The organism is Paenibacillus thiaminolyticus (assembly GCF_007066085.1).
GTDB lineage: Bacteria > Bacillota > Bacilli > Paenibacillales > Paenibacillaceae > Paenibacillus_B > Paenibacillus_B thiaminolyticus.
The window spans coordinates 371,717-388,822 of sequence record NZ_CP041405.1 but is presented as its reverse complement, the minus strand read 5'-3'; the positions used below and the strand labels follow the sequence as shown (position 1 = coordinate 388,822).

The 17,106-nt window shown below is 50.4% G+C and carries 17 protein-coding genes and 1 other annotated feature; of the genes, 7 read left to right on the top strand and 10 right to left on the bottom strand.

Annotated elements, in window-relative coordinates; all coding sequences use genetic code 11:
• Positions 1 to 11: 11 nt before the first annotated feature.
• From speD to FLT43_RS01595, 3 genes are all read right to left on the bottom strand, one after another.
• Entirely contained in the window at positions 12 to 824 is an 813-nt protein-coding gene (gene speD, locus FLT43_RS01605) for an adenosylmethionine decarboxylase (protein WP_087443641.1), read from the bottom strand.
• A 200-nt stretch (positions 825 to 1,024) separates the two neighbouring features.
• On the bottom strand, positions 1,025 to 1,678 hold the full coding sequence (locus tag FLT43_RS01600) for a FusB/FusC family EF-G-binding protein (RefSeq protein ID WP_087443642.1): 654 nt from the start codon (positions 1,676 to 1,678) through the stop codon (positions 1,025 to 1,027).
• A gap of 260 nt (positions 1,679 to 1,938) precedes the next feature.
• Positions 1,939 to 3,618, bottom strand: a complete 1,680-nt coding sequence (locus FLT43_RS01595) for a glutamine--tRNA ligase/YqeY domain fusion protein (RefSeq protein WP_174818150.1) — start codon at positions 3,616 to 3,618, stop codon at positions 1,939 to 1,941.
• Positions 3,619 to 3,689: 71 nt separating this feature from the next.
• Positions 3,690 to 3,948: a binding site (T-box leader), on the bottom strand.
• A 174-nt stretch (positions 3,949 to 4,122) separates the two neighbouring features.
• On the opposite strand from FLT43_RS01595, the gene FLT43_RS01590 reads away from it, so the two are divergent.
• The 3 genes from FLT43_RS01590 (at position 4,123) to FLT43_RS01580 (ending at position 6,765) form a co-directional block, all read left to right on the top strand.
• Positions 4,123 to 4,335 carry a cysteine-rich CWC family protein gene (locus tag FLT43_RS01590; RefSeq protein ID WP_087443644.1) on the top strand — a complete coding sequence of 71 codons (213 nt, stop codon included), beginning with the start codon at positions 4,123 to 4,125 and terminating at the stop codon, positions 4,333 to 4,335.
• Positions 4,336 to 4,648: 313 nt separating this feature from the next.
• Positions 4,649 to 6,106 (top strand): RtcB family protein, encoded by a 1,458-nt coding sequence (locus FLT43_RS01585; RefSeq protein WP_087443645.1) that lies wholly within the window; start codon positions 4,649 to 4,651, stop codon positions 6,104 to 6,106.
• A gap of 32 nt (positions 6,107 to 6,138) precedes the next feature.
• Positions 6,139 to 6,765: a uridine kinase family protein gene (locus FLT43_RS01580; protein WP_087443646.1), complete on the top strand. Its 627-nt coding sequence runs from the start codon at positions 6,139 to 6,141 to the stop codon at positions 6,763 to 6,765.
• 174 nt (positions 6,766 to 6,939) lie between these two features.
• Here FLT43_RS01580 and FLT43_RS01575 read toward each other — a convergent pair whose 3' ends face one another.
• On the bottom strand, positions 6,940 to 7,776 hold the full coding sequence (locus FLT43_RS01575; protein ID WP_087443647.1) for an ABC transporter permease: 837 nt from the start codon (positions 7,774 to 7,776) through the stop codon (positions 6,940 to 6,942).
• Between the two features lie 6 nt (positions 7,777 to 7,782).
• The gene (locus FLT43_RS01570; protein WP_307719682.1) at positions 7,783 to 8,745 is read right to left on the bottom strand and encodes an ABC transporter ATP-binding protein; all 963 of its coding nucleotides are present in this window, start codon (positions 8,743 to 8,745) and stop codon (positions 7,783 to 7,785) included.
• Positions 8,746 to 8,979: 234 nt separating this feature from the next.
• On the opposite strand from FLT43_RS01570, the gene FLT43_RS01565 reads away from it, so the two are divergent.
• The 3 genes from FLT43_RS01565 (at position 8,980) to FLT43_RS01555 (ending at position 11,741) form a co-directional block, all read left to right on the top strand.
• The gene (locus tag FLT43_RS01565) at positions 8,980 to 9,471 is read left to right on the top strand and encodes a cation:proton antiporter regulatory subunit (protein ID WP_087443648.1); all 492 of its coding nucleotides are present in this window, start codon (positions 8,980 to 8,982) and stop codon (positions 9,469 to 9,471) included.
• Between the two features lie 2 nt (positions 9,472 to 9,473).
• Entirely contained in the window at positions 9,474 to 10,712 is a 1,239-nt protein-coding gene (locus FLT43_RS01560) for a cation:proton antiporter (RefSeq protein ID WP_087443649.1), read from the top strand.
• A gap of 159 nt (positions 10,713 to 10,871) precedes the next feature.
• Positions 10,872 to 11,741: a cation diffusion facilitator family transporter gene (locus FLT43_RS01555; protein ID WP_087443948.1), complete on the top strand. Its 870-nt coding sequence runs from the start codon at positions 10,872 to 10,874 to the stop codon at positions 11,739 to 11,741.
• Positions 11,742 to 11,802: 61 nt separating this feature from the next.
• Here FLT43_RS01555 and FLT43_RS01550 read toward each other — a convergent pair whose 3' ends face one another.
• Both FLT43_RS01550 and FLT43_RS01545 read right to left on the bottom strand, forming a co-directional pair.
• Positions 11,803 to 11,982: an H-type small acid-soluble spore protein gene (locus FLT43_RS01550; RefSeq protein ID WP_087443650.1), complete on the bottom strand. Its 180-nt coding sequence runs from the start codon at positions 11,980 to 11,982 to the stop codon at positions 11,803 to 11,805.
• 103 nt (positions 11,983 to 12,085) lie between these two features.
• Positions 12,086 to 12,967 carry a Mur ligase family protein gene (locus tag FLT43_RS01545; RefSeq protein ID WP_244194273.1) on the bottom strand — a complete coding sequence of 294 codons (882 nt, stop codon included), beginning with the start codon at positions 12,965 to 12,967 and terminating at the stop codon, positions 12,086 to 12,088.
• Positions 12,968 to 13,083: 116 nt separating this feature from the next.
• Between FLT43_RS01545 and FLT43_RS01540 the strand changes: the two genes are divergently transcribed.
• The gene (locus FLT43_RS01540) at positions 13,084 to 13,545 is read left to right on the top strand and encodes a VOC family protein (RefSeq protein ID WP_087443651.1); all 462 of its coding nucleotides are present in this window, start codon (positions 13,084 to 13,086) and stop codon (positions 13,543 to 13,545) included.
• 102 nt (positions 13,546 to 13,647) lie between these two features.
• Here the strand turns inward: FLT43_RS01540 and FLT43_RS01535 are convergent, their stop codons facing one another.
• The 3 genes from FLT43_RS01535 to FLT43_RS01525 all read right to left on the bottom strand — a co-directional run bounded on the left by FLT43_RS01535 (position 13,648) and on the right by FLT43_RS01525 (position 16,836).
• Positions 13,648 to 14,997 carry an ABC transporter substrate-binding protein gene (locus tag FLT43_RS01535; protein WP_087443652.1) on the bottom strand — a complete coding sequence of 450 codons (1,350 nt, stop codon included), beginning with the start codon at positions 14,995 to 14,997 and terminating at the stop codon, positions 13,648 to 13,650.
• Positions 14,998 to 15,061: 64 nt separating this feature from the next.
• Positions 15,062 to 15,946, bottom strand: coding sequence for a carbohydrate ABC transporter permease (locus tag FLT43_RS01530; protein WP_087443653.1), 885 nt, complete (start codon positions 15,944 to 15,946; stop codon positions 15,062 to 15,064).
• Positions 15,946 to 16,836, bottom strand: a complete 891-nt coding sequence (locus FLT43_RS01525) for a carbohydrate ABC transporter permease (protein WP_087443654.1) — start codon at positions 16,834 to 16,836, stop codon at positions 15,946 to 15,948. The genes FLT43_RS01530 and FLT43_RS01525 overlap by 1 nt, the downstream gene beginning before the upstream one ends.
• Positions 16,837 to 17,106: the final 270 nt, after the last annotated feature.

Here is a 17,106-nt window from a genome sequence, read left to right as displayed (position 1 = left end):
CTTTTATGGCTTCAGGAATGCAAGGAGGCGATGCCAAAAAAGATTTCATCCATTTCCGTTTTAATTTTGTTCGTGATGGACTGCTGTTCCTCTGCTGTTATTTCCGCTTTGGAATAGCCGAATAAATAGTTATTTAGATCGAACGCTTTGAGCCGGCACTTGGTATGAAAGATGTTCTCTTGATACACATTGACATCGATCAGATCGAATTGCTGGAGAATGCGATCGTCAATATAGTCTTGTATCGAACGGATATCATGATCGATATATAATTTGCGGCCATCCATATCTCTGGTGAATCCCCGCACCCGATAATCTATTGTCATAATGTCGGTATCGAAAGAATCAATCAAATAATTCAGCGCTTTCAATGGCGAGATCTCGCCGCAAGTGGCTACATCGATATCCGCTCTGAAGGTGCTGATCCCTTCATTCGGGTGGTATTCGGGATAGGTATGGACCGTAATATGGCTTTTATCCAACTGCATAACCACCGACTCGGGAAGCGGCTCGGGAATTGCCTCGGTTGTTGTCCGGGGAACCTCAATTACAGGCCCCTCGGATACGAGCATGGTCACGCTCGCTCCTTGAGGAACATAATCTTGCTTGGCGGTGTTGACGATATTCGCGCCAATCATATCCGATACCGTGTTCAATATCTCTGTCAACCGGTCCGCATTATATTGATCATCAATATACTCGATATAAGCTTCACGCTCTTCTTTTGTTTTCGTATAACAAATATCGTACATATTGAAGCTTAATGATTTCGTCAGATTGTTAAAGCCATGCAGCTGGATGCGCCGCTGTGGAGAGACTGCCATGATAGATGCTCCTTTGGATAATGAACTGTCACGCGGTCACGACGTGCCGCAAGGACGGGAACTCACCTATTGATTCACCGATTACTTCAGTATCCCTCTTCTGCGCCTATTGTTATACCGATGACTGCCTTATTTGCAGATTGCATAAAAAAAGGCCGCCGGATATGCTCCAGCAGCCTCTCTCTGTTGTATCGATACGTTCAACCTAGAACGTTGCCTATAAATTTCTCCAATGTGCCGACATTCATAATGTGCTTGTTGCAGGCGTCGCTATTCACGCATACATAGTTGCCGATTGCTTTGTAGTAATCTGGCGAAGCGTTGGCCGGCTTCGACTTGGTAACAGCCGAGAATAACGCGACCTGTTGATGCCGGTTGCACAAAAAGCATACGCTCTTCTTGCTCGTCGGGGTATATCTTCCCTCAATGCCGACAAGCTGGCCATTCAGATGGTATACCAAAAACATTCGATTCGTCGCAATGTCGGTCCAGCCAACATAAGTGACATAGCGGAAATCGATGGCGGCGGCATCGGGAACCTTCAACTTTTTGATCTTCGGGAACAGCTTCCTGAACTGCTTCTCCGTCACGGGCGCAAATTCCGCCATGTACGGCGCCAGCGATTCCAAATAGTCCTGGAATTCCACCGTTGAATGAAGCGCCGAGATTTTCTCCAGCACTTGCTTTTGCGCCTCTTCCGCATCCGGGAACGCTTCGACGATTTTGGTGAGCGCGCTGTATCTTACCGATTCCACGACTTTCGGATCGGTCACCGTGTTGCAGGCGTGCTGCAGCAGATCGGTCTGCTTCTTAATCAAGTTATATTGATGGTTTCTAATAAATGGTTGTAACATTGCTTTTCAGCCCCTTATTTATGATGGAATGGAAATAAGGTGCAAAGCCCATTATTAGAAACGATATCAAGCTCTCGCGGGCGACATGTCCTTATGATCGCTGTCCGCCCCATGCAAAGTATCGCCCCAATATTAGGCTTTGCATGAGTCGCTGCCGATTCCGGCAAACTGATTTGCCATTTCTACCGACCTCCCTTGTGCTGTCCATTATAAGGGAAATATAGTCTGAACGGCAACTCCTCTTTTTTAGGGGGAGAAGCCTATCTTTCCCTTTTCCATGAATCTTTGAGCGAGACGATCCGATTGAACACGCGTCTGTCCGCCTTCGTATATTTCGTATCGAGGCAGAAGTAGCCGTGCCGCACGAACTGAACTTTTTCATTGGCGGAAGCATCCTTCAAGGCGGGCTCCAGCACCGCATGCTTCATGATGACGAGCGAATGAGGATTGAGCAGATCCTCCCAGCGATTTCCCGACTCCTGCAGCGCAGCGCCAGGCCGCAGCAGCGTATCGTACACATGAACCTCCGCCGGAATGCCATGCGCCGCAGACACCCAGTGAAGCGTCGCTTTCACTTTTCTGGCGTTGAAGCCGGACCCGCTCTTGGTCGCGGGATCATAGGTACAGTGCAGCTCCTGAATCTCTCCCGTGTCTGGATCCTTCACCACATGCTCGCACCGGATGAAGTACGCCCCCTTCAGCCGCACCTCCGTTCCCGGAGAGAGCCGGTGGAACCCGGCAATCGGCTGCTCCATGAAGTCCTCCTTCTCGATGAACAGCTCTCTGGAGAAGGGAACCTCCCTGCTTCCCATCGCTTCATCGCCTTCCTTGTTTTTGAGGAGGAGCAATTCCGTCTGTTCGGCCGGATAATTGGTAATGATCACTTTCACCGGATCCAGCACAGCCATATAGCCGATCGTTCTCTCCTTCAGATCGTGACGGATAAAATGATCAAGCATGGCGGAGTCCACTACGCTGTTCTGTCTCAATATCCCGATCTCCTCCATGAATCGGTCGATGCTGTCAGGGGTGACCCCTCTGCGCCGCAGCCCGCGGAGGGTCGGAAGCCGCGGATCGTCCCAGCCGTCGACGAAGCCCCCTTCCACCAGTTCCCGCAAATACCGCTTGCTTGTCACCATTCCGGACAGACTTAACCGCCCGAATTCCCGCTGCTTCGGCGGTTCCGAAGCTTCCAGCTCACGGAGCACCCACTCATACAGCGGACGATGGTCTTTGAACTCGGCCGAACAGAAGGAATGGGTAATTCCTTCGATCCAATCCTGAATCGGGTGGGCAAAATCATACATCGGATAGATGCACCAGTCATTGCCCGTCCGATAGTGCTCCGCATGCACGATGCGGTACAGCACGGGATCCCGCAGATTTAGATTGGGCGAGGACATATCGATTTTGGCGCGAAGCACTTTGGATGCAGTCGGGAAATCTCCCTTTCGCATTCGTTCGAACAAGAGCAGGTTCTCCTCCACGGGCCGATTGCGGAACGGACTATCTGTCCCCGGCTCAGTCAATGTCCCTCTGAATTCGGTCATTTGTTCCGGCGTCAGCTCGCAGACATAGGCTTTCCCCTTGCGAATCAGCTTGACGGCACATTCATAAATTTGTTCCGAATAGTCCGAGCCGAAGTACACCTTCGGTTGATATCCCAGCCACGCGATGTCTTCCCGGATCGCATCCACATATTTGATATCCTCCTTCAGCGGATTGGTATCATCAAATCGCAGATGAAACGCCCCGTTATACTTGCTCGCGATAGAATGGTTCACATGAATCGCATACGCGCTCCCGATATGCAAATATCCATTCGGCTCCGGGGGAAATCTGGTGGCGATCGGCCTGTGATATTCCCCTTGTGTCATATCGTCCCTCACCAGCTTCGCCAAAAAATTGGCGGCTTCCGCCGTTTCTTTGCCATGACTCATCATGCACAACCTCCTTTAATGTTTTGTTCTTCTTGCAGAAAATAAAAAAATCCCGCCTCCAAGACTGCTGTCTTGGGGACGAGATTTGCTGTCGCGGTGCCACCCCGGTTCGCCGATATATCGCTATATCCGCCTCATCAGGTACGGCAGCCGCATCGGATGCTTATACCCTAGCTCTGTAACAGGAGCTCCTGTCGCACCATCCCGGCAACCCGTTCCGATGCGCCGCTCAGAGGCTTGGTTCAACGAAGGGAATCCTGCTCCTTTTCAGCTGCCGGAGCTCTCTGTACAGCTTCCTCATTCATCTACTCTTCTCTTCATCGCGTTTATTATTTGGTACATAGTATCATCAATGATAGCGAAAGTAAACATGCGCGGCAGCGATCGGGCTTGTAAATGAGGGTAACTATCGGTTAGCAGTGATCAGTGCCGTATTTGGAATCGGCGCATTCTGGTATACTTGGTACAGACGCACAAATTTCTCCGAAGCAGGTGTATATACATATGAATACCGTTCTAATCGATCCTCAACGCTGTCCGTTATGCGGACAGCCCAATCATTGCGCATATGCGGCCGGGCGGCCTCATACCGAATGCTGGTGCATGAAGCGCTCCGTTCCCCAGGAGCTGCTGAAGCAGATACCGGCGGAACAGCGCCGGCAAGCATGCGTATGCGAAGATTGTGTCAAAGCATTCGTGGAGAAAAATAAAGGTTGACATCGATGGCGGTGCCATTTTAAGATGAATGTATATTTTGGAAAAGGAGGTTGATGAAGATGACATGGAATCAAGCTGCTGCACTGCAACTGCATATCGATTGGGAACAGTCTCTCGTCGGCCTCTACGGAGTGAGAACAAGATAATCGGTTGATCCCCTCGCGGGGAGGCTTATATCGGTTGCTAGCCATAGACGATGACGTCTGTGGCTTTTTTCTTATGATCAAATGGCCGCAGGACGAGAGTCTGCGGTCTTTTTATTTTGTATTATTCAATAAATCGAATGGGAAATGAGAAAGGAATTACAAAATATATGCATACGAATCATTTTGTATATGGCAGTGATCTGCCGCCTCAAGAGTGCTATTACCGCACCGTCGAGCTGCCTGCGGGCACGCTCCATGTTTATGCCAATAACGCCCTCTATCAAGAGCTGGGGGCCAAAGTATTTGAAATGGCCAACAATAATTTGCAAATCCCGAACCGCGTCTATATGAGCTATACGCCCGATGTCCATGTCGGTGTCGGCACCTGCATCGGCACGACGGCGGTCTGGAACGCCAGCGATGGCTATGTCTCCCCTTCTATCGTGGGGAGCGATATCGGATGCGGCATGCGGGTGCATCTGACGAATGTGCACCGCGACGATTTGCAGGATGTGAAGCTGCGGCGCAAGCTGGTGAAGGCGATCGAGAAGCTGGTTCCGGTCGACTCTCATGCGCGCGGCCATTTCTCGGACATCCGCCTGGAGCATGTGCTGGTCAAAGGGCTTCATGGCTTGCCCAAAAAATATGTGCCGGACTCGTATACGCCGAAAAAAATGACCTCCCTCACCCATGTGGAGCATAGCAAATTCGGGTTCGACACGGAAATGCTGAACGAGATGCCGGCCGTTGCATGGCATCGCGCGCACCGCCAGCTTGGAACGCTCGGCGGCGGCAACCACTTCGCCGAAATCCAGGCGGTGGAGATCGAGGAGTCGAACCGGGATACGGCCGAAGCTTGGGGATTGTTCGACGGCCAGGTCATCATCATGATCCATTCCGGATCGCGAGCCTGGGGCGGCGCCGTCAGCCAGCAATGCAGCAAGGAGATGGCGCAATGGATGCGCACAGCCGGAGCCGGGACGGCCGATCCAAGGCTGGTCTTCGCCCCGCTGGCGGAGCCGGTTGCAGAGCGCTATGTCCATCTGATGTATTCGGCGCTGAACTATGCCGTAGTGAACCGCCATCTGATGGCATTCGGCATTCGCGAAGCGTTCCGCGATGTGCTCGGGCCGAAGGTCGAGATGACGACGCTGTATGATTTGATGCACAACTATGCATGGGAAGAGAGCCATGACGGACGCCGCATGTTCGTGCACCGCAAAGGGGCGACCCGCGCGCTGCCGCCGCATCATCCGGACAATCCAAAGCCGTATGCGGCGACGGGACATCCGGCGCTCATCCCGGGTTCCATGGGCAGCGCGTCTTACCTCATGGCCGGCCGGGACACCGGCGCGGCCAACTACTACTCCATCTGCCACGGCGCGGGGCGCGTCCGTTCACGCAGCGCCACGAAGCAGCTCGTAACGGTTGACGAGTTCGCAGCTTCGCTTCAAGCGGGGACGGAAGACGAGGTCGTCGTGAACCAGCGCATGCTGGAATCGATTATTGACGAGGCGCCGCAAGCCTACAAGGATGTGGAACAGATTATCGAGAGCGTCGTCGGAGCAGGTCTTGCCGGCGTCGTGGCAAGATGCAAGCCATTGGCGACAGTCAAAGGCGGTTAACTCGCGCCGTAAACCGGAAAATGGAGGGACAGATGGAGTTTGTCATGAAAAAAAGCGCATTTCAAACGATCGAGCAGTTGATTCAAGCGATAGACATCGTGCCGCGCAGACATGCGACCCTGGTCATCGGAATCGATGGCTGCGGAGGATCCGGCAAAAGCACCCTCGCATCTGCATTAGCGGCGGAATGTCCGAAGGTTACCATTGTGCATATGGACGATTTTTACTTGCCATCCGCTCACATTGTCGAAGGCTCCCCCATGCAGAAGCCTGTCGGCGCGGATGTCGATTGGCAGCGCATGCGCCGCCAAGTGCTGGCCCCACTGAGCCAAGACCGGGAAGGCCGCTACCAACGGTATGATTGGGACACCGATACGTTGGCGGAATGGCATACGGTTCCGGTGGGCGGGGTGGTCATTGTGGAAGGAGTATATTCCATCCGGGACGAACTGGCGAAGCAATACGATGTTACGATATGGGTCGATTGTCCAAGAGAGACGAGACTGTCGAGAGGACTGGATAGAGACGGAGAAGGAGCGCGCGACATGTGGGTGAACAACTGGATGGTTGCGGAGGACATCTATATGGTGAAGCACCTCCCCCATCTAAGAGCCGATCTGGTGGTTCACGGGACGGAAAATGGAGGTACCTATCAATAAATGTGAGGGTTACGGAATATAACGAGAAATGGGATCGCATGTTCCGCCATTGGTATAGGAATCATTAGCGCGGCGATAAATACGAGAAGCTGAAAGGTTTAAAGGGGCAGTATGCGGACCGCGAATTCGTTAACGTGTAAACATAGCGAAACATGGTCCGCATTGCCCCTTTTTCTACTGCTGAAAAATATCTTTAGTACCTTGCGCCCGGTTCATTCTGGAAAAGTCAACTTTGGCAAAGGCAATCGTCGAGAGCAATAAAAATAAGATCCCGAATGAAATGATAAAGAGGATGCCAAGTTGAGGAGTTATCACGATATTACTTACTTTAAATGCAAGCTGTTCGGCGACTAACTCGTCTGGCGGCAAAGACATTTTTTCTAAACTAAGCGCTCTGAAAAATGCCGCGGCATAGGTCATCGGATTAAACAACGCGATAAACTGCAAGCCGTCGGGCAGCAAACGAAGCGGAATGTACACGCCGCATAAAAAAGTGAACGGCGTTGTAACCGCGACCGAGACAATCTGAAAGGTCTGCGAATTTTTGGCTAATGTCGCTAAAAATAATCCGAACGCCGAAAAGACAAGTCCGACTAAAATCATAAAGCCGATGATGGCCAAGGGAGTCATGATGGATGAATAGGTCATACCGATAAAATACCCGATGATCAAAATCATAATCCCTTGGAACGTAGCAATCGTTGCCGAGGCCAGCATTTGTCCGGCCGCAATCTGAATTCTCTTAACAGGGCTAACAAGCACTTCTTTCATATAACCGGACACGATATCTTCGATCGTCGAGGTTGCGATATTCAGCGATGTCTGGAACACGACAATGATCACAATACCAGCCAGCACATAATGTACCGGATTGGTTACCGATGTGCTTGCAAAAGCGGCGCTTAACAAATATAAATAAAAAAACGGCATAATCAGCATTAAAACCAATTGCACACGATTTCTGATAAAAAGTTTGACATTGCGAAACCATATCGCCGCCACAATGCGCATCCCCAGTTACCCCCTTATATCCTTGCCCGTAATTTCGAGAAACACATCGTTTAAGGTACCTTTTTTAATTTCGATATCGGTAATCGCCGGCCGATGTTCGCTGACGATGTCCAGCAGGTCGGATAAACGGGTAAATTCTGCGGCGAAGTAACCGTTTTTTTTCTCATAGCTCATCTCAAAATGTTGTAACAACTTTTCTAATGCATGCTCGTCGCTGCTAGCGATATGAACTTTGTCTTTGGTGTATCGCTGCTTCAATGCATGCGGCTCATCGAACGCAATAATTTTGCCGCGGTCCATAACAGCTACTTTATTGCAAATTTCAGCCTCGTCCATATAATGAGTCGTTAAAAATATCGTCAGATTTTTCTCCTTCTGCAGCTTGATAATGTACTCCCAAGTATTCGCTCTCGTCTGCGGATCAAGCCCTGTCGTAGGTTCATCCAAAAACAAAACTTTAGGAAAATGCAGGAGGCTTCTAGCGATCTCGACTCTTCTTTTCATGCCTCCCGACAAGCTGCCGGCCATTGCCTTTTTCCAGTTCGGCAAATCAACGATCTCCAGCACAAAATCAATACGCTCATTCATAATGGATTTCGGCAAACCGTAAAAATAACAGTGCATCTTCAAATTCTCTTCAACCGTCATTTTGTTGTCGAGGGTGGAATCTTGGAACACAACCCCAATCACGCTTCGGACTTTGTCTTTATCCCGGTGTACATCCTTGCCGTCGATGAGCAGCACGCCCGAAGTTTTCTCCATGATCGTACATAAGGTGTTGATTGTGGTGCTTTTGCCCGCACCGTTAGGTCCTAAAAAGCCGAAGATGCTTCCACTCTCGACTTCAAAGGATACCCTGTCAACTGCTGTGAAATCCCCATATTTCTTCACAAAATCTTTCACCACGATAATGTTGTCCATCCCAATCGCCGCTTCAGCAGCCTGCATAACCACTTCTGTTTTAGTCATTGGATTCCGCTCCTTTTATTGGGATTTCCATTTTTCATACCTCCACAACGCCCGACAGACTGTCGGTCGATAAGAATCGTAACATTTTCCCAGTTCATAAGTCAAGGACATTTTTGCCAGCTCGTTAATGTTAACCCTATGGCACGGATGGCTCGTCCGCTTCCATTTCCCCCATTTCCTGATTAAAATCCCTGCTTTATTCACACACTAACCGCAATTGAGGAGGTTGAGAGCATGTACATTAAAGAAACCGATCTGCCAGGCATCGGTCATAAATACGAAATGGTCACGCAAAGCAGCGACAGGCTGGTCATTGTCATCCATGACGACGGCCGGCGTGAAGTGTATCATTTTGATAACCTTGATCAGGATGATTGCACATCCATGGTTACGCTTGAGGATGAAGAAGCAAGACAACTTGCCGCCATCGTCGGCGGAATGACTTACCGGCCGAAGGCATTGGAGACGATGGATGTCGCGTTAGAGGATTTGACGATTGAATGGTACAGAGTCGCGCCTGACGCAGCTTGTATCGGCAGCACGATTGGCGAGGCGAATATCCGGCAGACGGCGGGAGTCACGATTATTGCCGCCATCGAGAAAGGCGCCAAGCATATCAATCCCGGACCGGAGTATATCTTTAAGGCAGACACCATCCTCGTCGTCGCGGGCGAACGCCACCAATTGAAGCAGTTGAAGCAGCTGCTGCAAACCGGGAGACGCTGATCATGGATCATCTCGTACTGGAAGTTGGACTTGCTGTTATTCTCATTGCCCTGGTTGGACTGCTCGCGGCCAGCATTCGGACTTCGGTCATTCCTTTTTATATTTTGGTCGGCATGGCCGTAGGCCCGCATGCGCCCCATTTTGGCGCATTCGACTTCCGATTTATCGAGAGCGCGGAGGTCATTGCCTTTATGGGACGGCTTGGCGTGCTTTTTCTGCTCTTCTATTTGGGGCTCGAGTTTTCGATCGGCCGCTTAATGAAATCAGGCCGCTCCATCGTCATGGGCGGAACCATCTATATCCTTATTAACTTCACATTAGGCTTGCTCTATGGGTGGGTCAACGGCTTCCCTATTGAGGAAACGATGGTTATGGCCGGCATTACGACCATTTCATCCAGCGCGATCGTGGCGAAGGTGCTCGTTGATTTGAAGCGAACCGCCAATCCCGAGACCGAGATGATTTTGGGAATCATCATGTTCGAGGACATTTTCCTCGCGGTATACATCTCCGTCCTGTCCGGGTTGGTCCTCAGCGACTCGTCCTCTGTGGGCGGCGTAATATTGTCAGCCTTGTACGCTCTAGGATTCATGCTTCTCTTGCTGATTGTCGGACGCGCAGCTGCGCCTCTTCTGAATAAGGTATTCAACATCCGCTCCAATGAATTGTTCTTGCTGCTCGTATTCGGCTTCTTATTCCTCGTGGCCGGGTTCGCGGAGACGATTCATGTAGCTGAAGCGATCGGCGCGCTTCTGACCGGGCTCATACTCGCTGAAACGATGCACATGAAACGAATCGAACAGATGATTTTGCCGTTCCGTGATTTTTTCGGCGCGTTATTCTTTTTCAGCTTCGGACTGACCATCGTTCCTTCCGCGCTCGGCGGAGCTTTGTGGCTGTCGGTGGGAGCCGTTGCGGTGACATTGTTCGGCAACTTCCTTGCCGGTATGCTCGCTGGCAAGAGCGCGGGCTTGTCTCCCAAGGCGTCGGCCAATATCGGGCTGACCATAGTATCGCGCGGCGAGTTCTCCATCATTATGGCGAACCTTGGCAGATCCGGCGGACTGCTTGAGCTGCTCCAGCCGTTCGCGGCACTGTATGTGCTCATTCTTGCCATTTTGGGACCGCTGCTGACGAAGGAATCCAGACTCATTTTCAAGGGATTGAATAAGATCTTCCGATGGGAAAAAAGCAAAGGAAGCGTACCCGGACAAGCGAAGAACCCCTCTGGCAAAAGCTAAGAGGCATCAAATGGCGGTACCCGTCAAGTTTTGTGAAGGAGCAACAGTTTTTAATGTAGGCTACATGACGGCGAGTATGAAAAAAGGTTTCTGTAGACCCACTCGACTTTCGTTTGTTATTGTATATGAACAATAACGAAGCTTGGGGTTGTGATGCATATGAATGGTCCAAAAATAGCTATTTTATCAGTGCTCAGTAATGCCTTCGTCGTCTTGTTGAAGCTCATCGTGGGCATTTTTACCGGCTCGATTGCCGTCATCTCGGAAGCGATCCACTCCTCCCTGGATTTGGCGGCTTCCTTGATCGCTTTTTTCTCGGTGCGGCTGTCGGGCCGTTCAGCAGATAAGAACCATCCTTATGGTCACGGCAAGGTGGAGAACATCTCGGGAACCATTGAGACGCTGCTTATTTTTGTGGCGGGCGCCTGGATTATCTATGAATGTGTTCATAAGCTGTTCGAGCCTACGCCAATTGAGCTTCCTTACTTGGGCGTCTTCGTCATGTTTGTCGGGGCTGGAATCAATTTCTTCGTATCGCGCCGGGTAAGCAAAGCGGCATCAGAGCTGAATTCGGTTGCCATGAAATCCAATGCGCTGCATTTGCTTACCGATGTGTATACATCATTAGGCGTCGGAGGCAGCCTGTTGCTGGCCGCCTTGACAGGATGGACGATATTGGATCCGATCATCGGCATCATTCTGGCTCTGTACATCATGAGAGAGGCGTACAAGCTAATGAAGGAATCCTTCCCTCCGCTGCTCGATGCACGCTTGACCGATGAAGAGGAAGAAGAAATTGTGCAAGTGATTCAATCTTATCAAGGACAATATATTGAGTTCCATGACTTGCGCACCCGGCGTTCCGGTCCCGTCGAATATGTCGATTTCCATCTCGTGGTCCCCTCCAAGATGGACATAGACTCGGCGCACCAACTATGCGATAACATCGAGCAGGCGATTACGGCGGCGTTCCGCCGGGCGCAAGTATTCATTCATGTTGAACCGGAGCATGAAATAAAACATCGATAGCGGAGCGGCTGCGATGTTCTGTAGAAAGTAACAGGAGGCGGCCAGGCCGCCTCCTTGTTATTCACCGTTCGCTAAGCATGTTAACCGGAACGTCCCGTTCCTCTTCCGGATGGCTAAGAGGGTAAATTCTTGCGATGCCGTCCTCTTCATTCACATGTTGAATGTATACGGGCTCCCCTTGGTAAGTCACGTCTACCATAACCGGCGATGCTGAGATTTCGATCGCTCTTTGCGTATTCATTCCTATCAACCTCCATCTGGGCCTCTATCATGATACGCTCTATAATATACGTAACATGCCATGTTGTTATACGTTGGCTCAATGGACTGATTCCGATTTCCCGTCACTGCCTCTTCCGCTCGGCCAGCATTTTTTGCCGGATCGCTTCCCTCGCCTCATCCCGGTCATCAAAATGCAGCGTCTGCTCGTTGATCAATTGATAGGTTTCATGACCTTTGCCCGCAATGAACACGATATCGCCTGGGCCGGCTATCCCAATCTCCCGGACAATCGCTTGCCTTCGATCTTCAATGAGGACATACGATGCTTCGCGGGCTCCGTTTTCATGCATGCCCTTCTCGATATCTTTCAGGATGCTTACCGGATCTTCACTGCGAGGATTATCGGAAGTGACGATGACTACATCATTGTATTTTGCGGCCAATTGGCCCATAAGCGGCCGTTTGCTCCGATCTCGGTCCCCGCCGCAGCCGAACACGGTGATGATCTTGCCTTCCGCGAATTCGCGCACAGCGCTGAGTGCCTTATCTAAGCCGTCCGGTGTGTGGGCGTAATCGGCCAGCACAAGAAAATCCTGTCCTTCGTCAATGACCTCCATCCGGCCGGGCACACTCGTCAAGTCTGCCAGTCCTTGCCGGATCATCTCAAGCGTAATGCGCTCCGCAAGTGCCGTGCCGTTCGCAGCGAGCGCGTTGTATACATTGAACATGCCGACCAACTTCAATTCCATCGCCATCGTTCCTGCGAAGGAATGCAGCATGAAGGTTGTTCCTCGCGAAGTCAATTGAATCTCTGCCGCTCTCACATCGGCATCCTTATGAATTCCATATGTAATCACCTGTGCTGACGTCAGGTCGCGGAAATAGGCCGACGCCTCGTCATCTGCGTTCAGAATGGCGAATTTCCGCCGAGTGCGATCCAGTGAGAACGAATTCCCCAGCCCCGAGAAGAGCACTCCCTTAGCCGCGGCAATCTTGATATCCATCTATACCTATTCCCGAAATGTTGTGTTTTTCCTGTTACATGAATTGATGTTCTGCATCCGTATTCTACTTCTATTCGTCAACTTGGAATATACTTTCCAATAAGGAGGTGAATGCTTTGATACAAGGTTTGTTCGAGACACATATCCATGTGACCAATCTGGAACGATCAGCCGAATTTTACGAGAACACGCTTGGTCTGGAATTTGCCTATCACGACAATCGGCGAGTAAGATTCTATTGGATTGGTGAGAGAGGAAAAGCAATGCTCGGCATATGGGAAAAAGAACCGGCTCAAGTCATTCGGCAGCACTTTGCCTTTCACACGACGATCGATCATATGAAGCATGCAGTTCCGTTTTTACAAGAACGCGGACTTCCTGTGCGGAACTTCTTGAATGATGGCACGGAACGCCCCTTTGTCTTTGCATGGATGCCAGCCGTATCGATCTACTTTGCCGACCCCGACGGACATTCTCTCGAATTTCTCTCCATGCTGCCCGATAAGCCGCAGCCAGAATTAAGCGTAGTGTCCTGGGAAGAATGGGAACTGGCGCACGGCCGGCAGGTAGACTGGTAACCGAATCGCCAAAATGCAAAAGGACAGCATCGCTATCGATGCCGTCCTTCTCTCAGCTATCTCATTGTAATCTGATCTATCCTTAGAATTGTCACAACCGCCTTATCGATTTACCCGTTCCAACAGCTTATCTAATTTTTTCTGAATCTCTGGCATCACTTCTTCAACACTCCTGGTATTGTTCTGGGCGGCGGCGAACTCATTAATGAACAATTCATTGATTTGCGAGTAGTTCGCGACCAAATGGTTGAACGATTCTACGCCGTATTTGTTGGCTCCGTCATATACGTTTTTAATAACTTGCGGATCTACGCCTTCGAAGTTATTGTAGTATTTTTCTTTCGCCTGCTCATTGATCGGAGGCGTGCCGCCGCTCAATTCGATCGATTTTTCCTGCACATCCTTGGAGATCATATATTTAATGAATTCATAGGCTTCCTTCGGATGCTTGGAATCTTTCAGTACGAACAGCGGGTCAACATACAGTACGCTTCGTTCCTTCTCATTGCCGCCGAACGGAACGGCAGCGACTCCGACCTTGAAGTTGTATTGATCCTGACTCGCCAAATTCCAGGAGCCGCCCACCGACATGCCGATTTTGCCGGACAGGAACGGATCGCCGAATTGTCCTGCCACGGACTTGGACCAGGCCGGAGATGGAGAGACCTGCTTATCCCAGATGAGTCCAATCCATTTCTTATATGCGGCAATCGCTTCCGGCGAATCGAAATGCGTCTCGCTTGGCTTGCCGCCGTTCGTCCACGTGTCATCGGAATAGACTATGGCCCCGAAGTAGGCCGGTCTCATATCCAGCTCGCCCCAGTTGAAATCGACGCCATACTGCGCTTTCTCGATATCATCGTCGCGAATGGTTAGCTTTTCGGCCAGCTCGACCATTTTATCGAACGTCCAGCTCGGATCCTCATAGTCCGAAGGAGGATACGGCACGCCTGCTTTATCGAACAAGTCTTTATTATAGAGCAGTATCGTTACATAGTTGCTGAACGGAATGCCGTATGTTTTGTCCTGCACTTTATAAATGTCCATCAGCTCTTCTTTGATGCCGTAATCGGCCGGGTTGAAGTTGTCTTCCTTCATAATTGCGGTCAAATCGGCCAGCAAATCCTTATTAAAATACTCGGCGAAGCCGCCGTAGCCGAAGTGAGACGTCACGTCGGGCGCGTTTTTCGCCGCGATATTCGCCTGCAATTTGGAATCAAATTGCTCATAAGGCGCTTTTTCTACTTTGACTTTAATATTCGGATGCTTGCTTTCGAAGTCCGGAATCAGCTTCTCGACATACGTCCGGTCCGGAGAGTCGATCGTATAATACGTAATCGTCACCGGTCCCGAGCCGTTGTCCCCTTCTCCCCCGCCGCAAGCGGACAAGAGCATCGCGACAGCGAGGGTCAGGCTCAGCAGCATGAACCACTTTTTGTTGCCTTGCTTCATTCCATACATCCCCCTTAAACGTATTAGAGTATATCAAGTAATTGATGGCGGAACGCGGAATCAATTACTTAATACCTGTCAGCACAATCCCCTCTGTGAAGCGCTTCTGTGCGACGGCGAAGATCGCGACGACCGGCAAGGTGGTCATTATCGATGCGCACATCAACAAGTTGTAAGGAGCAATTCGGAACTTGGACGACATCATCGCCGCCAGACCGACCGGCAAAGTGAATTTATCTTGCGAGCTCAAGTACAAGACCGGGCCCAACAGATCGTTCCATGTCCATATGAATGTGAAGATGGCAACGGTAGCCAAGGCCGGGCCGGACAGCGGCAGCGCGATGTTCCAGAACATCCGAAATTCGCCGCAGCCGTCGATTTTACCGGAATCATATAATTCATTCGGCAGCGACATGAAAAACTGTCTCAGCAAAAAGATCTGATAAGCGGAACCGAAAAACGTCGGTACGGTGAGCGGCAAAAACGTATTCATCCACCCCAGCTTGGAAAAGAGCAAAAATTGCGGTATCATGACGGCCGGATAAGGCAGCATCATCGTCGAAATCATCAGCATGAACATCAGCTTTTTGCCTCTGGCCCGGAATCGGGAAAACCCGTAGGCCACCAGCGAGGAAGACAGAACCGTGCCGAACACCGAGAATGCGGCAATGATGAGACTGTTCTTGTATAAAATCCCGAACTTGATCTCGTTGTCGGTGAACAGCGTCTTGAAATTATCCCAAGCAAACGTCTGCGGAATAATGGTTGGCGGAAACTGAAGCATTTCCTTCGATGTTTTCAATGCCGTCGACACCATGAACACCAGCGGGAACAGCATCGTCACCGTAATGGCAATCAATAATAGGAAGGCGAACATTTGTCCCGGGGTCATTCTTTTCTTGCGATCCCCGCTAAGCTTCGGATTCGTATCCATCGCACTGCCGCTCATTACTCCCGCCCTCCTTCATAGTAGACAAACCGGTTCGATGATTGCATAATGATGACCGTAATGATGAGAATCGCAAGCAGCAGCAGCCAGGCCATCGCCGACGCATATCCGAGCCGGAAGTCTTTGAACGCGCTTACATAGACGTTATAGACATAGAACCGGGTGGAATAATTCGGGCCGCCTTGGGTCATAACATAAGCTTGGGTAAAGACCTGGAACGATTCAATGACCGACATAATCAACTGGAATAAAAATACCGGTGAAATCATCGGGAACGTAACATTCCAGAACGTTGTCCAGCGGCCTGCGCCATCCAGCTTCGCCGCTTCCAGCAGGCTGCTCGGAACGCCCTGCAAGCCGGCCAGGAATATGATCATCCCCGCGCCTACGCCCCAGAACGTCATAATGATTAACGCCCAGATGGCAAAGTTCTCATCGAGGAACCATGCCGGTCCTTTCACCCCGAACCAGGACAGAATATAGTTGAACACACCAACCTCCGGATTGAAAATCCAGAACCAGAGCAGCGACATCGACACGCCGGAGACCATGCTCGGGAAATACATCGCAGTGCGGAAAAATCCGCGCGCCGGGATCTTCATATTAATCAGCATCGCGAAAATCAACGATAAAAATAGCCCTAACGGAACGCTAATCAAGGTGTACTTCAGCGTGACGGCAATCGATTTATAGAACAATTCATCCTCGAACAGTTCTTTGTAATTATCGAGACCGATAAAATGCGGACTGCTGATAATGTCATAATCGGTGAAGCTGTAATACAGTGATGCCAGAATCGGGTATAGCGCAAAAACGATAAATCCAATCAGCCACGGCGAAATAAATAAGTAAAAATACATATTGTCGCGCTTGGACTCAGATAGCTTCATCCTCACAACCCCTCCCCCTTTTTATGCAGTCAGCAGTGCTTCCCAAGCCCCATTAAATTAAATCGCTTTAACTTTAATGCAAAACAGCCCTCTTCTCCGCGGTCTCATTCTCCTGCCCAGTATGGGCCTTAGCTATCGGCAACGCATCAATGAATACGCTTACGAACCTCTCTCCTAAAAGTTAAAGGGCTTTAACTTTGTGGCCCGCGAATGAATATGAGTTAATAATATCCAGTTCCGTTCGATTTGGCAATACCTTTTTTTGTACGG

Bases quoted from the DNA above. Each gene is read 5' to 3' on its own strand.
- speD (WP_087443641.1), bottom strand. From the start codon at position 824: ATGGCAGTCTCTCCACAGCGGCGCATCCAGCTGCATGGCTTTAACAAT.
- FLT43_RS01600 (WP_087443642.1), bottom strand. From the start codon at position 1,678: ATGTTACAACCATTTATTAGAAACCATCAATATAACTTGATTAAGAAG.
- FLT43_RS01595 (WP_174818150.1), bottom strand. From the start codon at position 3,618: ATGAGTCATGGCAAAGAAACGGCGGAAGCCGCCAATTTTTTGGCGAAG.
- FLT43_RS01590 (WP_087443644.1), top strand. From the start codon at position 4,123: ATGAATACCGTTCTAATCGATCCTCAACGCTGTCCGTTATGCGGACAG.
- FLT43_RS01585 (WP_087443645.1), top strand. From the start codon at position 4,649: ATGCATACGAATCATTTTGTATATGGCAGTGATCTGCCGCCTCAAGAG.
- FLT43_RS01580 (WP_087443646.1), top strand. From the start codon at position 6,139: ATGGAGTTTGTCATGAAAAAAAGCGCATTTCAAACGATCGAGCAGTTG.
- FLT43_RS01575 (WP_087443647.1), bottom strand. From the start codon at position 7,776: ATGCGCATTGTGGCGGCGATATGGTTTCGCAATGTCAAACTTTTTATC.
- FLT43_RS01570 (WP_307719682.1), bottom strand. From the start codon at position 8,745: ATGACTAAAACAGAAGTGGTTATGCAGGCTGCTGAAGCGGCGATTGGG.
- FLT43_RS01565 (WP_087443648.1), top strand. From the start codon at position 8,980: ATGTACATTAAAGAAACCGATCTGCCAGGCATCGGTCATAAATACGAA.
- FLT43_RS01560 (WP_087443649.1), top strand. From the start codon at position 9,474: ATGGATCATCTCGTACTGGAAGTTGGACTTGCTGTTATTCTCATTGCC.
- FLT43_RS01555 (WP_087443948.1), top strand. From the start codon at position 10,872: ATGAATGGTCCAAAAATAGCTATTTTATCAGTGCTCAGTAATGCCTTC.
- FLT43_RS01550 (WP_087443650.1), bottom strand. From the start codon at position 11,982: ATGAATACGCAAAGAGCGATCGAAATCTCAGCATCGCCGGTTATGGTA.
- FLT43_RS01545 (WP_244194273.1), bottom strand. From the start codon at position 12,967: ATGGATATCAAGATTGCCGCGGCTAAGGGAGTGCTCTTCTCGGGGCTG.
- FLT43_RS01535 (WP_087443652.1), bottom strand. From the start codon at position 14,997: ATGAAGCAAGGCAACAAAAAGTGGTTCATGCTGCTGAGCCTGACCCTC.
- FLT43_RS01530 (WP_087443653.1), bottom strand. From the start codon at position 15,946: ATGAGCGGCAGTGCGATGGATACGAATCCGAAGCTTAGCGGGGATCGC.
- FLT43_RS01525 (WP_087443654.1), bottom strand. From the start codon at position 16,836: ATGAAGCTATCTGAGTCCAAGCGCGACAATATGTATTTTTACTTATTT.